This window comes from Flavobacterium branchiicola (genome assembly GCF_018383905.1).
GTDB classification, from domain to species: domain Bacteria; phylum Bacteroidota; class Bacteroidia; order Flavobacteriales; family Flavobacteriaceae; genus Flavobacterium; species Flavobacterium branchiicola.
On record NZ_JAGYWA010000004.1, the window covers coordinates 282,581 to 297,360 of the forward strand.

Below are 14,780 nucleotides of genomic sequence, written 5' to 3' on the forward strand. Positions count from 1 at the left end.
GTTTGGTAAAATACCAATTGTCTTTTACTTCGCTAGACCAAACAAAAGTACGATTTTTCTTAAATAAATATAAAGTCAAATTGTAAAATCACTAACTAAAAAACTACTCTATTATGGAAACCAACGAAATTAAAAACCTGAATCGCCTTAAAGAATTAACCGCTTTGTATTTTACAACACTTAAACCCGCCACCGAAAATCCAAAAGTCCAGACCGCCCAAATCAAAGTCTTAAACTACTTCGAGCTCGGCTGCCTTATAACCGATATGCTAAAACTATGTATTCTGGCACTCAATAATGAAATGCATAACGTTCAAGAGAAGAAAAACGATTCTATAGATGTGAGTTTGGTTCTGGAAACTGTACTTTCAATATTTCCTTTAGATGAAATGGAGTTTTTAGGTTATGTTGGCGAGATTGTTGATTAGTTGTATTTCAAACTCGTATTTCTATTTTTTTAGTATGCAATCTTTTTGGTTGACTAAAAAATGAAGTGATTTGAAAAGATTCTAAGCTATACAAGTTAGGTGACTACGTATAGCGATGATATAAAAATGGCAATTGCAAAAATCCAGAAAAATAATAAAGAAGAATCAAATGAACTTTTAACATGATGAAGAAACATTAACAAAACATAAAACGTTAGTCAGTATTCAAAATCAATCCTATCTTATCATTACGAAATTTAGCCGAACTTTCTGTAAATGAAGGAAAAAAATATAAAGCAAGTCCAAACACAATTAAAAACGTAAAATCTATTTTAAATAGAATTAGAAGGTAAATAAAAATAAATAGGCATAAAAGTAAGCTTCAACATACGTTTAACACGTTTTTAAAGATACTTAACAAATGTGTATGAAGAACGAACAGCAACTTTTCAAGTTGAAAATATGTATATATATTTGAAAATTATTTAGATCTACCTCCTACTGATTTGATAAAATATTTTATTAATCAATGTTAATAAAAGTTCAAAAAACAAAAAAGATCTTGAAAATTCAAAAATATTACCTAATTTAATCTAGTATTTCAAAAATATCAAACTAGGTAAAAATACCCGAATACTGAAATAACTGTAAAATATTCAAATTATGTGCACGTTAATTTGAAATTAATACATACTTTTATCGAGTTATTACAGCGATGAAAATAACTGTTTATCGATAATAAGCTTGATATTAAATGTTTCATAATTAATACGTACATTTGCACCCTTTTAAAAATAAGTAATGTATCCGACAAAAATTACGCCTAATCCTTTAGTGAGTTCAACTATTGAAATAAGATTTAAATCCGAAGTAGAACATGATTCTATATTTAAATTGTTTTATGGTAAATTATCAGATACTTTACCTAAATTAGAAAATACAAATTTTCCCAGAAAAATAAGATTAAAAAATTCTGAACTTAAATATTATCCAGATCATATTTTATCCAATACAGATTATTCGGTTTCATTCAATGAAAATTTTATAAGTTTTGAAAATATAACTGAATACCAATTATGGAAAAGTTACAAAAACAGTTTTAAAAACATCCTAGAACTTATTTTAGAATCAAAAGTAATAGATACAATTGAGAGAATAGGAATAAGATATCAATCTAGATTTGATAACGAAAATTTTGCTGAAATATTAAAAGAAACACCCTCTATGAAAATTGAGGACTTAAAAGAGAATTTTATAATGTACACAACAAAAATATCAACAGATGATTTTGATTTGTTAGTACAGTTAAAAAAAGATATAACCGAAAAAACATTTAATAGCGACGAACCTAAAGGACATTTAATCGATATTGACGTTTTCAAATCTAATAATGTAGCACACGTTGATATCTGTAATTATATTGATTCAGCTCACACATTATTAAAAAGAACTTTTTTCGGATTACTTAAAGATGATTTTATCAAGACGTTAAATCCTGAATATTAACACTATGGTTTATACGCCCGACATTCCTGCTGAGTATAGAACTTTTTCTAGACGCGATTATAAAAGAATTGAAGAACTTCAATCTCAAGGAGTAATTGTGAATTATTCTAATTGCATAGGAGACAGCGAGTTTTTTGAACATACCAACTCATTTAAACAAAACAATGGTGTTCTTCATGAGGGGAATATCTTTGTAATTTTCGATAAAAATTCAGAAAAAAAAATATATTTTGAAAATCTAAAAGTAATTGAGCTTAAAATTCAAGAAGAAATTGAATTATCAAATATTAATAAAGAAGTTTACGCAAGTACATTAAGTAAAATACAAAATGACCTTGCACATCTAACTTTTAATGATATAGCTGTCGAATTCATAAATAATGAATCTATTCATTTCGCATTAAATTTTGATGGCGAGAAATTATTAATGATTGATAAATTTGTCGATCCTGCTCTACATGGATTAAGCGAAAATCAAATCTTCTATTCTTTTTTTATTAACAGAAATCTTATATCTAGTAATGTGGTGGAAATTTCAGACTTTGTTAAAAAATTTCAATCTTACATTACGCTGTAATTATTTGAAAATAAGAGGTTTAATTGATTATCCAGAATCAATTATACCAAAAATAAACTTCTATAAGCAGATAGATTTCGATTTGTTATTGGCATCTAATAGAAATATTTATTTATTACGCAGATCAGAGAAACCATTTGAGCAAACTTTTCAATCATTTGGAAAAGGACATATGTTGCGCCTAAATGCTATTTCAAATGAGAGACTACCTAAACTATCTCTTAATTTGCTTGGAGCATTTTTTAAAAGAGAACACTTAAAATATGTAGTATCTCACAAAAAACCTGGGGGCGACAAGTGGCGTGATTACAAAAAAATTTCATTTAAAGACTATTTTAAAGATTATGAAGTTACGGATGTAGGATGTGAAATATACCTTCATGCAAACAATATTAATGGTAAAACTTTTCCTTTTTCATTTCCATTCAGCAAAGAGAATGCAAGAGTAGTTCGTGATTTTGAAAAAGCTATTGGGGAAGGAATGATAAAACAAGTGACTGACCCTATTGATCCTACAAATATATATTATTTAGTTTCGGGTGTAATAAAATTAGTACATGATCCTTTAGTTTTAAATTACTGGCATGTAGAAATGATTAGCGAAAATTTTAACGGTAAAGAAGTTAAATCAGCTTCACCAGCTTGGACCCAACCATTCTTTGACAGCATGATGAAAAATCTTATCCGAGTTAATGCTTATCCCACTCGTGAAGAAATCGGAACTATAAATCAAAATATCTACCTTAATGTACTCTAATAGCATTTGTGATTCAAACGGCCTTTAATTACCTGTAAAGTTGAGTAAACGCAAACGTTTTCCAAAATAAGTATAATAAAACAACATCTAAATCATTTCCTAAGCCTTAATAAGTTCTTGTTTGAAGAAATTATTTTGCAGGCACAGATTGCAAATCTGCACAATCGGGATTTGGAGAGTTAGTAAACTTGCCAATGAAAAATCTAAAGAAGGAAAGATTTAATTCTAATTCAATAAATAAACAAAAAAGCTTGTCTGTAGTAGACAAGCTTTTTTGTTTTAAACACCATAGTTAAATATTAAAAGTTTTTTCCATAGCCTCTAGTTTCAACTGGGGGATTTAAGTAATTGTAAAAAAAAAAATCAGGCTTTAGCCAAATTGTGTATAGATTTTTTCACTTTCCAATAGCTATCAGTGTAAAAAGGATAAAAACAGATTAAGAATTCCAAATCCCAGTCTTAGCCGTTTCAATAGCATACGCGCTAAAATCTTTGGCTTTTCTGCCTAAAATTTGTTCAATATCAGAAGTTATGTGCGAGTTTCTTCCGTCGAGAACCTGTTCAAAAAGATAATTTACAAGCCAGATATGATCTTCGGGAACCTTATATTCTCTTAGCATTTGGGTATATTCTTCCAGACTTAAACCCTGAAAAGCAATGTTTTTACCGCTTGCTTCGGCAATTTCATTTACTGCATCTTTAAAAGTCAATAATCTCGGACCGGTTAATTCGTAGGTTTTACCGTTATGTTTATCGTCTAAAATTGCTTCTACAATCACATCGGCAATATCATCAGCATCTGTAAAAGGTTCCAGTGCTTCCGCTCTTGGCAAAGAAACAATTCCTGCTAAAATAGGATCCAGAAATATACTTTCGCTAAAGTTTTGATTAAACCAGCTTGCACGTACTATAGTCCAGTTTTTGGCATTTTGTTTTACAACCTCTTCACAAAGCTGTGCTTCTTTTTCTCCTCTTCCAGATAATAAAACCATTTTTTGTACACCGGATTGTGTCGCCATACGGGTAAAATTTTCCAGTGTTTCTTCAGCAGACGGAATGGCTAAATCGGGTTGAAAAGTAATATAAACCGTTTCAATATCTTTCAGCACATTTTCCCAGGTTTCCGGTTTTTCCCAATCAAAAGGAATAGTTTCGGTTCTGGAACCCAAACGAATTTCTACTGTACTATTTGCTGCTAATCTTTCTGCAACTCTGCGTCCTGTTTTCCCATTAGAACCCAAGACTAAAATTTTGGTATTTTTCATATCAATAGTTTTTTAAATGATTACTGATACAAAGTTGCTGAGATTAAAAAGGAATCATTTGTCGCAAAAGAATTAAGATTTGTTTGAAAGGAATTGAAGCCTGACATCATTAGGCCGCATGCCAAATTTTTTATGAAAAGCATTAGAAAACGAGCTCAGACTTTCGTAACCCACCTCCCAGGCAGCTTCCTGAACTGTTTTTTCGCTTTCGCGGAGTAATTCATACGCTTTATGAAGTCGTTCTTCCTGAACATATTTAAAAACCGGAATTCCAAAAAGCTCTTTAAAATTCTTTTTCAGTTTGCTGCTGTTCAGACCAACCATTTTTGATAATTGTGTAATAGAGGGCGGTTTAGAATAACTGTTTGTTACAATTTCCTTCGCCTTAAAAAGTTTGTTTTTATCAATTTCCGAAAAGTCGATTTTGGTTTCTGTCGACAAAAGCGCAAAGAAATGCGCCAGAAGTTCGTTGACCTGACTTTTTAAAAACAATAATCGCGTATTTCCGGTATACGTCGTATTAAAGATTTTCTGAACTGCCAATTGCATATCGAGCGTCATATAATAAGACGGACCTTCAACAAAATGTTCCTTCGGATTTAATAATTCAGGAAGCTGATTTTCAAAAATCTCTTTTTCGGCAGGAGGCAAAGAATTCAGATGTTTTAGTTTGGTGAAAATACTAATAGACTGCAAGGGTTTATCGGGTTCAATTTTATGTGCGAACTCGACTTTTTGATTTCCAAAAAAACAAATCGCCAAACCGGTTGTATTCGTCAAATATTTGGTTTGATTGTTATGTTTTATTTCCAGTTCGACATTGCCCGATCCGTAAAAAGCAAATCCAACGGCATCGCCATCAATTTCACATCTTTGAACAAAAGGTTTTGTCGTGTTAGATTGTTCTATTAAAACAATAGAATCATTCAATTCAATAATATCTGTTGTCATATTGCTTTTGGAATGTTTGAAAAAGAATGAAAAGTTAAGCTTTATTTTTTAATCAGCTTCAAGAGGAGAGAATAATGACTTAAACCGTTGTGAGTAATAATTTTGAACACATAGAAATATAGATTATTTTACATATCACTAAAAAGATTTTAAAAAGAAACTAGTTTCTAACACATAGCTATGTTTGTTAATGCAAGTGAAACGCCTTTTTTTAGGGACAAAAATAACTATGTTTCTATGTGTTAAGAAAGTGATTTTTTATTTACCTCTAACGGATTAACTTAAACAATTCTTAAAATAGGTAATATGTTTTAAATTAAATATTTAGAGTGAATTTTGTAACTAAAAGTTTTAGTAGCGAATGTGTTTTTAAAGACCGATTTTGGCCTTTTTTTATTTTTTTGGAAGCAACTTTTAGTTCAAAAATAACCCATTTTAGAAAAAGACTGTTGATAACTGTTTTTTGAAAATGAGAATAGAGGAGGAGTTCTGCTGTTGATAACTTTATTTAGAATTGTTTTAAATAGCTGTCAATTTGCAGGTTATGATTTTTTTTCTGCCTGTTGATAAGATGTGTTTTTTGAAAGATTTTGGCGTCTTTTTAACTGTTGATAATTGGCCGGATTTTTAACATCAAATTCGGGACAAACAAAGATGTCTGACTTAAATTTGTAAAAATACAAATGTAAAAATACCTCCCCAAGTCGTCATTTTGTATTCTAAAACAGTCACCATTTAATATTATATATCATGTCTATTTTCGATAAAAGAGTCAATTATAAACCATTTGAATACCCAGAGGTATTGCAATTTACAGAAGCCATAAATAAAGCGTACTGGGTACATACAGAAGTTGATTTTACCGCTGATACTCAGGATTTTCATGCGCATTTAACGCTGGCGGAAAAGACAGCTGTAAAAAACAGTTTGTTGGCAATTGCACAGATAGAAGTTGCGGTAAAAAGTTTTTGGGGAAACATTTACGAGCATTTTCCAAAGCCTGAATTCAATGGTTTAGGAAGCACTTTTGCCGAATGTGAGTTTAGACATTCAGAAGCCTACTCACGTTTGCTGGAAGTATTGGGTTATAATGATGAATTCGAAAAATTACTTGACGTTCCTGTGATTCGCAGACGTGTAGAATATCTTTCGGATGTTTTAAAAGACACACGTTCTCAGGACAACAGAAAATACATGGTTTCGTTGATTTTGTTTAGCATCCTGATCGAAAATGTATCGCTTTTCAGTCAGTTTGCAATTTTGTTGTCCTTTACAAGATTTAAAGGTTATATGAAAAATGTGAGCAACATAATTGCCTGGACTTCAATAGACGAACAAATACATGCCAATGGTGGAATTTTTATAATAAATAAGATTAGAGAAGAATTTCCGGATTATTTTGATGAAGAAACTTTAACACTTGTTCGAGAAACAGTAAAAGATTCTATCAAGGTCGAAGCTGATATTCTGGACTGGATATTTGAAGAAGGTGAAATAGAAAGCATTAAAAAAGAAGATCTGGTTAATTTTATGAAATTTAGAATTGATGAAAGTCTGAAACAAATTAATATTCCAACCATTTTTAATGTTAGAGTAGAAGATTATAATGCTTTGGCCTGGTTTGAAGAAGAAGTATTTGCAAACAGTCTGGATGATTTTTTTGCAAAACGACCAGTAGAATATACAAAACACGATAAAAGTATTACGGCAAACGATCTTTTCTAAAAAGTAAAAAATAAATACAATGGATATAAATGAAGTAAATGAACTTCCTCAGAACGAAAATGGAAGCAAAATGTGGTGGAAAAACTCTGAAAGTGAACAAATTTTAAATCGTGGTTATCTCTTAAAAGGTGAAACTGTAGAAGGTGCAATTGACAGAATCTGTACTGCCGCGGCAAGGAGATTATACAAACCCGAATTAAAAGAATCTTTTGTAGAAATGATCGAACGCGGATGGATGAGTATCAGTTCGCCGGTTTGGGCCAATATGGGAACAGAAAGAGGTTTGCCAATTTCTTGTTTTAATGTTCACGTTCCGGATAAAATTGAAGGAATTACGCATAAACTGGGCGAAGTAATCATGCAGACTAAAATTGGCGGAGGAACTTCGGGCTATTTTGGAGAATTGCGTGAACGCGGAAGTGCCGTAACCGATAACGGAAAAAGTAGTGGAGCAGTAAGTTTTATGAAACTTTTTGATACCGCTATGGATACCATTTCGCAAGGTGGTGTGCGTCGTGGTGCATTTGCATCGTATCTGGATATTGATCATCCGGATATTGAAGAGTTTCTGAAAATTAAAAGTATCGGAAACCCGATCCAGAATTTGTTTACCGGAATTTGTGTTCCCGATTACTGGATGCAGGAAATGATTGATGGTGATCAGGACAAAAGACAAATCTGGGCTAAAGTTTTAGAAAGCCGTCAGCAAAAAGGTCTTCCTTATATATTTTTCAGTGATAATGTAAACAAAAATAAACCGCAAGTATATAAAGATAAAAATCTTAGAATTAACGCCAGTAATTTGTGCAGCGAGATTATGTTGCCTTCAACAGAAGATGAATCGTTTATTTGCTGTTTGTCATCCATGAATCTGGAACTTTTTGAAGAATGGAAAGATACTGAAGCGGTAAAACTGGCGATCTTTTTCCTTGATGCCGTATTACAGGAGTTTATTGAAAAAACAGAAGGAGATTATTACCTTTCAAGTGCCAACAGATTTGCCAAAAGACACCGTGCTTTGGGCTTAGGCGTTTTAGGATGGCATTCGTACTTGCAGAAAAATATGATTCCGTTTGAAGGAATGGAGGCCAAAATGAAAACCACAGAAATATTCAAACATATTAGTGACAAAGCTGATAAAGCAACACAGGAACTGGCGCGAATTTATGGAGAGCCGGAATTGTTAAAAGGTTACGGAAAACGCAATACCACAACAATGGCAATTGCGCCTACAACTTCGTCATCGGCAATTTTAGGACAAACGTCTCCGGGAATCGAACCTTTTAGCAGCAACTATTATAAAGCAGGTTTAAGTAAAGGAAATTTTATGCGAAAGAATAAATACCTTAAAAAATTGCTGGAAGAAAAAGGACTGGATAATGAAGAGGTTTGGCGCGGAATTATGCTAAACGGAGGAAGTGTACAACATATGTCGCAGCTTTCTCAACTGGAAAAAGATGTCTTTAAAACCTTTAAAGAAATCAGCCAGCTTGAAATTGTGCAGCAAGCCTCAATTCGTCAGAAATATGTCGATCAGGGGCAAAGTCTGAATCTAAATATTCCGGCAGAATTACCTATTAAAGAAGTAAACCGCTTAATGATCGAAGCTTGGCAATTAGGGATAAAAAGTTTGTATTACCAACGCAGTCAAAGTGTTTCGAAAGAATTGGTGACAAGCTTAGTTTCATGCAGCAGTTGCGAATCATAAAATTAAAAACCGGATCTTCTCCGGTTTTTTTTTGTTTAAGAAAGAAACAAAAGACTTAAACGTATTTTCCGGAATTGCAAATTCATTTTTATATCGAAGATTTTTTTTGTTAAATCATATCGACTAAAATTTCTCAAATTTTCCGTTTTAAGAAATTGGCTACGGCAATTTTATTCGAATTAAAAAAAATATAGTTTTAACTTCACAAAAGTCAAAAAATACCCTTTTGGAAATTCCGTTTTTATAAAGCTAAAAATTAAGTATAGTTTAATTTTTCAGCTTTATCATTTTATTAAATTATGAAATTTTTAAGAAATTTTGTTTTAAGCAGAAAATTTTTAAAAATTTCAGACCGGTTTTGTGTAGGAGAACAAATTAGGATTATTCGATAATAGTAGTAAGTTTGTTGCGAATAATTCAATTCGTCAAAAGCCAGAAATTTGTTGTCATTGTCCCTTAATCAAGATAAAATTTTAATTGATCGTCTTCGTAATGGAGATGAATCGGCTTTGACAGAATTGTACAATACCTTTTGGCAGGCACTTTTTATGTCGGCTTATAATGTTATCAAAGACAAAGAATTATGTGAAGATATTATTCAGGATATCTTTCTAAATATCTGGACCAATCGCGAAAAACTCGAAATTCATATTTCTTTAAAGGGCTATATGTATGCCTGCGCACGTTATCAGGTGTTTAATCATTTGAGAAAAAATAAAGACAAAATTCATGTCGAACTTTTTGATGATTTAGAAAAACGTTTTCAATACACGACACCCGAAACTCAACTAATGCATGAAGAATTGGTGCAACAACTTCATGTAATTGTTGAAACCCTTCCGGAGAAATGTCAGGCCGTTTATAAACTCAGCAGAGAAGAACAATTAAGTCATAAAGAAATTGCCGAACGCCTGAATATTTCAACCAAAACAGTAGAAAATCATATTACAAAAGCACTTCAGACCATTCGTTTGTCAATGGGCAGTACGCTGGGTATGGCAATGATTTTATGGCTTTCTAAAAATCTTTAGAAGAAAGCCGAAATGATTACCAATTATAAGTCTAAACCGTTGTATTTCTTTATTAACAACGGGGCTTTTCTTAAAAAGATAAAAAAAATTAAAAAAAAATACGATTTGGACTAGGGGGTAAATATCTTTTTAGATACTTACTTAATATACTCCTGCATTAATAATAAAAAAAATGAAAAAAGAAGAATTCTTTACGTTATTAAACAGATATCTTTCTGGCGATACTAATCGGGAGGAGAATAAACAATTACTGCATTTTTACGAAAGTTTCCAGACAGCCGAAGAATGGGACGAAGCATTGGGTTCTAAAGAAGAACTGGAACATAAAATGAGAACTCGTCTTCAAAAAGCAATTCAGTCAGAAGAAACAAAAACAATTCCGCTTAAACCATTTTACACCACAACCCGATTTAAGTTTATGGCTATGGCAGCGTCATTGTTGTTGCTGATTTCGATTTCAATAATTGTCAACAAAACCAATCCGCTTAAAATTGAAACACCTGTTGTAGCTCACAAAGAAATCCTGATAGGAAGTGATAAAGCAACGCTGACATTGGAAGACGGTTCTGTAATTACGTTAGGAAAAGGAAAAGCTTACCATAAAGGAAACGCTTCAAGTAACGGAGAAAAATTAGTTTATGATTCAAAAGAAAATAAACCGGCAGGAATTAAAAAGAACTTATTAACGATTCCGAGAGGAGGACAGTTTTTTGTACAGTTGGCAGACAGCACAAAGGTTTGGTTAAACTCAGAATCACAGTTAAAATATCCGGTCGCTTTTGTTGATGGTGAAATCAGACAAGTAGAATTGCTTTACGGAGAAGCTTATTTTGAAGTATCGCCAAGCACTAAACATAAGGGTTCCAAATTTAAAGTAAAAACTCAAATGCAAAATGTTGAGGTTATTGGTACCCAATTTAATATTAAAGCGTATAAAGACGAAACAGCAATTTATACCACACTGGTAGAAGGTAAAGTGGCTGTAAGCAATGCAAACAATAAAGAAATTTTAACGCCAAACGAGCAATCTGTAATTAGTAACAACAACGACCATATTGCCATTGCCCAGGTTGATGTGTACAATGAAATTTCCTGGAGAAAAGGATTGTTTGTTTTTAAAGGAATGCCGCTTAAAGAGATTGCAAAAGTGCTGTCAAGATGGTATGATGTAGATATAGTATTTGCAGATCCGGCACTTGGAAACGTGAAATTTAACGGGGTTTTGAATAAAAATCAAAAGCTGGAAGACATATTAACCACCATTAAGAATATTAATTTTATTAATGCCTATGAGAAAAAAGACGATAAGATTATTATCAAATAAAAAGAAAAGGGATTAAAGTTCAGACCTCTCACCGTACCGCACTTTATCCCTTTCTGTGTATTAATCCATTAATCAGTTTTAACAACCAACCAACCAATTAACATGTAAATTTATGAAATTTAAATTAACCAGTGCCTATTTCTATCTTAGAAAAGGGCTAATTATTAACATTATGAGAACTTTTTTATTCTTGTTTTGTACTACAATTTTTGGTTTTTCGCCCGTAAATCTATTTTCACAAAACACAAAAGTTGTAATTGCCGCTGATAAAACGGTATCTGTAGATGAAGTTTTTGAAATCATTAAAAAGCAGACAGATTATACTTTTATTTATCAGGAAGATTTATTTAAAAAATTGCCTAAAGTACATCTTAAAAAAGGAAAAATCCGTGTGAATGACCTTTTAGAAACGACCTTTTCCAGTAAAGATTTTGATTTCAGTTTCTCCAATGGAAATACAATTATTGTAAAGCAGCGACCACAGGAAAAAGTGGTGGTAATGCAAAATAAGTTAATTGAAATAAAAGGTACGGTTACAAATGATAAAGGAGATCCAATTCCTGGTGTCAATATCAAAGTAAAAGGTACAGGCGCTGCCACTCAAACCGATTTTGACGGAAAATATACAATTACAGCTCCGGAAGACGGACAGATTTTGTTTACTTATATCGGGCATCGTGCGCAAGTTGTAGAGGTTAATAAAAGAAAAATAATCAACATTAAATTGGCTGAACAAAGAAACGAATTAGAAAGTGTTGTTGTAAATACCGGAGTTACTGTTCGTAAAAAGGAATTAATTACCGGAGCAGTTTCGACTTTTAGAGGGGAAGAGTTAAGACAGATTTCTACACAAAACGTAGTTCAGGCTTTAAAAACTTTAGACCCTTCTTTTATTGTTTTGAATAATAATATTGCAGGTTCTAATCCAAATGTTTTGCCAACAATAGAGGTAAGAGGGCAAACAAGTTTAACTGTAAATGACGTAAATGACAAGTTTAAGGAAGATAAAGATCCCAACCAGCCGTTGTTTATTCTGGACGGATTTCCAACTACTTTGCAACAAGTTGTCGATTTAGACATTAACAGAATTGCAAGTGTTACTTTGCTTAAAGATGCAGCTTCTACAGCATTATACGGCTCGCGTTCTGCAAACGGAGTTGTTGTTATTGAAACCAATAAACCAATTCCGGGGAAATTACAGCTTTCTTATGTGTATAATTCGTCTTATGAATTGGCAGATTTAAGTGTTTATAATTTAATGAATGCTGAGCAAAAACTGGAATTCGAAAGAATTTCGGGAGCCTATACTCCAAATGTAGGAACACCTTTGCCAACGGTTTATAAATGGAATGATGTTTATAACCAGCGTTTGGCAGCAGTACGCCGTGGTGTTGATACCTATTGGCTTAACGAACCAATCCAGATGGGATTAACATCCGGACATAGTTTGACTATTGGCGGAGGATCTGAAGAACTTCGATTTAATCTGGCAGGAAATTACAAAACTGTATCAGGAACAATGAAAGGTTCTGAGCACAATACCTGGGGTTATAATGTCAATATTAATTACAAACGTAAAAAATTAAGTATCAATAATAATTTATTCGTTTCGGGAGCAGACAATCAGGAATCTCCTTATGGTGATTTTTCTACCTGGGCAAGAGTGAGTCCGTATTATGAAAAGTATAATGAAAATGGCGTAGCGACTCGTTATTTAGACGGCTCTTCATTACCATTGTCACCAGCTGAACTTGTTATTAATCAGCCTGCAAATCCTTTGTACAATGTTAAATTGAATAGTTTTGACAAAACCGGCGAATTTAATTTTACAAACAACTTTGCACTTAATTACGATTTCAATGCACACATAAAAACTACCGCTGCAATTTCTGTTACAAGAATAGATAAGCAGAGAATAGAATTTATTTCGCCAGATGATACACAATATATATATGATATTCCGTCTGAGAAAGGAAAATATAGAAGAAGGGATTATTTAACCAATAAATGGAATGCAAATATAGGAGGTACATATTCCAATGTTTTTAATAATGTTCATTCGTTAAATTATACCATAAGAGCTTCGGCTTACGAAACAGATTACAATGTTTACGGTTCTATTTTAAGAGGATTTCCTTTAGGCGTTACCGGAAACCCGTCTTTTGCTTTTGGATTTGAAAAAAATTCATTGCCTTATGTCTATAACGAATTAGTTAGAAGTGTTGATTTAACCAATCAGGTCAACTATGCTTATGATAGAAAATATTTGTTCGACTTTACTCAGACCATTTCAGGAGCGACAAATTTTGGAACAAACAAAAAATATTCACCGTATTGGGGTATTGGTTTCGGATGGAACGTTAACAACGAGTTTAAAATGGATCAGGATATTGTCAATATTTTTAAACTTCGTGCCAATTTTGGACAAACAGGAAATCAAAACTTAGTAGGATTTGCATCGCACGATGTTTATGCATACGATCCTAACACTAATATTTTTGGAGCAGGATTAAATATTACCCAATTATCAAATGCCAACCTGAAGCCTCAAAAAACAGAAGATTTATCTTTAGGATTAGATCTGGCAATGTTTAGAAACAGACTTACAGTGACTTTGGGAGCATATAAACGTCAGACTTCACCACAAATTGTTGCTATAGATCTTGCAGCTTCTACCGGAGTAACAGCTTACCCGCTAAACGTAGGTTATATCACTACCCGCGGATTAGAACTAAAAGCAAATTATAATATTATCTACAATTTAAAACAAAACATTGTTTGGGGTATCGGGTTAACAGCAACCACAAACGAAAACGAATTAGGAGGTTTTAATAATGCACTGGCTTCTTTAAATGACGCTGCAAAAAAAACAACCAGTTTGACCCGCTATTATGATGGAGCAAAATCAAATGATCTTTGGGCTGTACCTTCTTTAGGAATTGATCCTGCCACAGGAAGAGAAATTTTCTTAAAGAAAAACGGAGAAACCACTTTTGTATTAGATAAAAAAGATGAGGTTGTAATGGGGAACTCAAGAGAAATAGCCACAGGAGTTGTTTCTACAAGTTTTAATTATAAGAATTTTAATATCGGAGTTTTCATCCGTTATAGTTTTGGTGCAGACCGATTCAATACAGCGCTGTACAACAAAGTTGAAAATATTACTTCAGATAATGTTTTTGACAATCAGGATGCAAGAGCATTTTCAGATCGTTGGACAACACCGGGTCAAATGGCACAGTTCAAGGCAATTAGTATGACCGCTGTAACTCCTATTTCTTCCCGTTTCATTCAAAGAGACGACTACATATCCGGAGAATCTCTTCGTATAGGATACAGAGTAACCAACAGAGATTGGCTGAAGAAATCCGGAATGGCAGGATTAGGATTTAATGCCTATGCCAATGATTTTTTCAAAGTTTCGACTATAAAAGCCGAACGAGGAATTAGCTATCCTTTTTCAAGAATTTTTTCTTTAAGTCTAAGCGTAACATTTTAATACCACTAT

11 protein-coding genes are annotated in these 14,780 nt (G+C 32.6%); 9 read left to right on the top strand and 2 right to left on the bottom strand.

The features are described from left to right. The first annotated feature begins 113 nt into the window (after positions 1–113). From KHA98_RS11315 to KHA98_RS11330, 4 genes are all read left to right on the top strand, one after another. Positions 114–428 carry a hypothetical protein gene (locus KHA98_RS11315; RefSeq protein WP_213258040.1) on the top strand — a complete coding sequence of 105 codons (315 nt, stop codon included), beginning with the start codon at positions 114–116 and terminating at the stop codon, positions 426–428. Between the two features lie 801 nt (positions 429–1,229). Further along, positions 1,230–1,934, top strand: coding sequence for a TIGR04255 family protein (locus tag KHA98_RS11320; RefSeq protein ID WP_213258041.1), 705 nt, complete (start codon positions 1,230–1,232; stop codon positions 1,932–1,934). A gap of 4 nt (positions 1,935–1,938) precedes the next feature. After that, a complete protein-coding gene (locus KHA98_RS11325) occupies positions 1,939–2,511 on the top strand; it encodes a hypothetical protein (RefSeq protein ID WP_213258042.1) in 573 nt (190 codons plus the stop codon). Beyond that, positions 2,477–3,268 (top strand): hypothetical protein, encoded by a 792-nt coding sequence (locus tag KHA98_RS11330; protein ID WP_213258043.1) that lies wholly within the window; start codon positions 2,477–2,479, stop codon positions 3,266–3,268. The genes KHA98_RS11325 and KHA98_RS11330 overlap by 35 nt, the downstream gene beginning before the upstream one ends. 437 nt (positions 3,269–3,705) lie before the next feature. Here KHA98_RS11330 and KHA98_RS11335 read toward each other — a convergent pair whose 3' ends face one another. Together KHA98_RS11335 and KHA98_RS11340 are read right to left on the bottom strand one after the other, a co-directional pair. Continuing rightward, positions 3,706–4,533, bottom strand: a complete 828-nt coding sequence (locus tag KHA98_RS11335; RefSeq protein WP_213258044.1) for an NAD(P)H-binding protein — start codon at positions 4,531–4,533, stop codon at positions 3,706–3,708. A gap of 72 nt (positions 4,534–4,605) precedes the next feature. Further along, on the bottom strand, positions 4,606–5,484 hold the full coding sequence (locus KHA98_RS11340; RefSeq protein ID WP_213258045.1) for a helix-turn-helix domain-containing protein: 879 nt from the start codon (positions 5,482–5,484) through the stop codon (positions 4,606–4,608). Positions 5,485–6,234: 750 nt separating this feature from the next. Here KHA98_RS11340 and KHA98_RS11345 point away from each other — a divergent pair. The 5 genes from KHA98_RS11345 to KHA98_RS11365 all read left to right on the top strand — a co-directional run bounded on the left by KHA98_RS11345 (position 6,235) and on the right by KHA98_RS11365 (position 14,771). After that, the gene (locus KHA98_RS11345; protein WP_213258046.1) at positions 6,235–7,209 is read left to right on the top strand and encodes a ribonucleotide-diphosphate reductase subunit beta; all 975 of its coding nucleotides are present in this window, start codon (positions 6,235–6,237) and stop codon (positions 7,207–7,209) included. A 19-nt stretch (positions 7,210–7,228) separates the two neighbouring features. Further along, positions 7,229–8,917 (top strand): ribonucleoside-diphosphate reductase subunit alpha, encoded by a 1,689-nt coding sequence (locus tag KHA98_RS11350; RefSeq protein WP_213258047.1) that lies wholly within the window; start codon positions 7,229–7,231, stop codon positions 8,915–8,917. 449 nt (positions 8,918–9,366) lie between these two features. Next, positions 9,367–9,948 carry an RNA polymerase sigma factor gene (locus KHA98_RS11355; RefSeq protein WP_213258048.1) on the top strand — a complete coding sequence of 194 codons (582 nt, stop codon included), beginning with the start codon at positions 9,367–9,369 and terminating at the stop codon, positions 9,946–9,948. Positions 9,949–10,120: 172 nt separating this feature from the next. Beyond that, the gene (locus KHA98_RS11360) at positions 10,121–11,272 is read left to right on the top strand and encodes a FecR family protein (RefSeq protein ID WP_213258049.1); all 1,152 of its coding nucleotides are present in this window, start codon (positions 10,121–10,123) and stop codon (positions 11,270–11,272) included. A 112-nt stretch (positions 11,273–11,384) separates the two neighbouring features. Beyond that, complete coding sequence (locus tag KHA98_RS11365) at positions 11,385–14,771, top strand: SusC/RagA family TonB-linked outer membrane protein (RefSeq protein ID WP_213258050.1); 3,387 nt, start codon at positions 11,385–11,387, stop codon at positions 14,769–14,771. Positions 14,772–14,780: the final 9 nt, after the last annotated feature.

Excerpts from the sequence above, each read along its gene's own strand:
- KHA98_RS11315 (WP_213258040.1), top strand. The coding sequence starts at position 114 with ATGGAAACCAACGAAATTAAAAACCTGAATCGCCTTAAAGAATTAACC.
- KHA98_RS11320 (WP_213258041.1), top strand. The coding sequence starts at position 1,230 with ATGTATCCGACAAAAATTACGCCTAATCCTTTAGTGAGTTCAACTATT.
- KHA98_RS11325 (WP_213258042.1), top strand. The coding sequence starts at position 1,939 with ATGGTTTATACGCCCGACATTCCTGCTGAGTATAGAACTTTTTCTAGA.
- KHA98_RS11335 (WP_213258044.1), bottom strand. The coding sequence starts at position 4,533 with ATGAAAAATACCAAAATTTTAGTCTTGGGTTCTAATGGGAAAACAGGA.
- KHA98_RS11340 (WP_213258045.1), bottom strand. The coding sequence starts at position 5,484 with ATGACAACAGATATTATTGAATTGAATGATTCTATTGTTTTAATAGAA.
- KHA98_RS11345 (WP_213258046.1), top strand. The coding sequence starts at position 6,235 with ATGTCTATTTTCGATAAAAGAGTCAATTATAAACCATTTGAATACCCA.
- KHA98_RS11350 (WP_213258047.1), top strand. The coding sequence starts at position 7,229 with ATGGATATAAATGAAGTAAATGAACTTCCTCAGAACGAAAATGGAAGC.
- KHA98_RS11360 (WP_213258049.1), top strand. The coding sequence starts at position 10,121 with ATGAAAAAAGAAGAATTCTTTACGTTATTAAACAGATATCTTTCTGGC.
- KHA98_RS11365 (WP_213258050.1), top strand. The coding sequence starts at position 11,385 with ATGAAATTTAAATTAACCAGTGCCTATTTCTATCTTAGAAAAGGGCTA.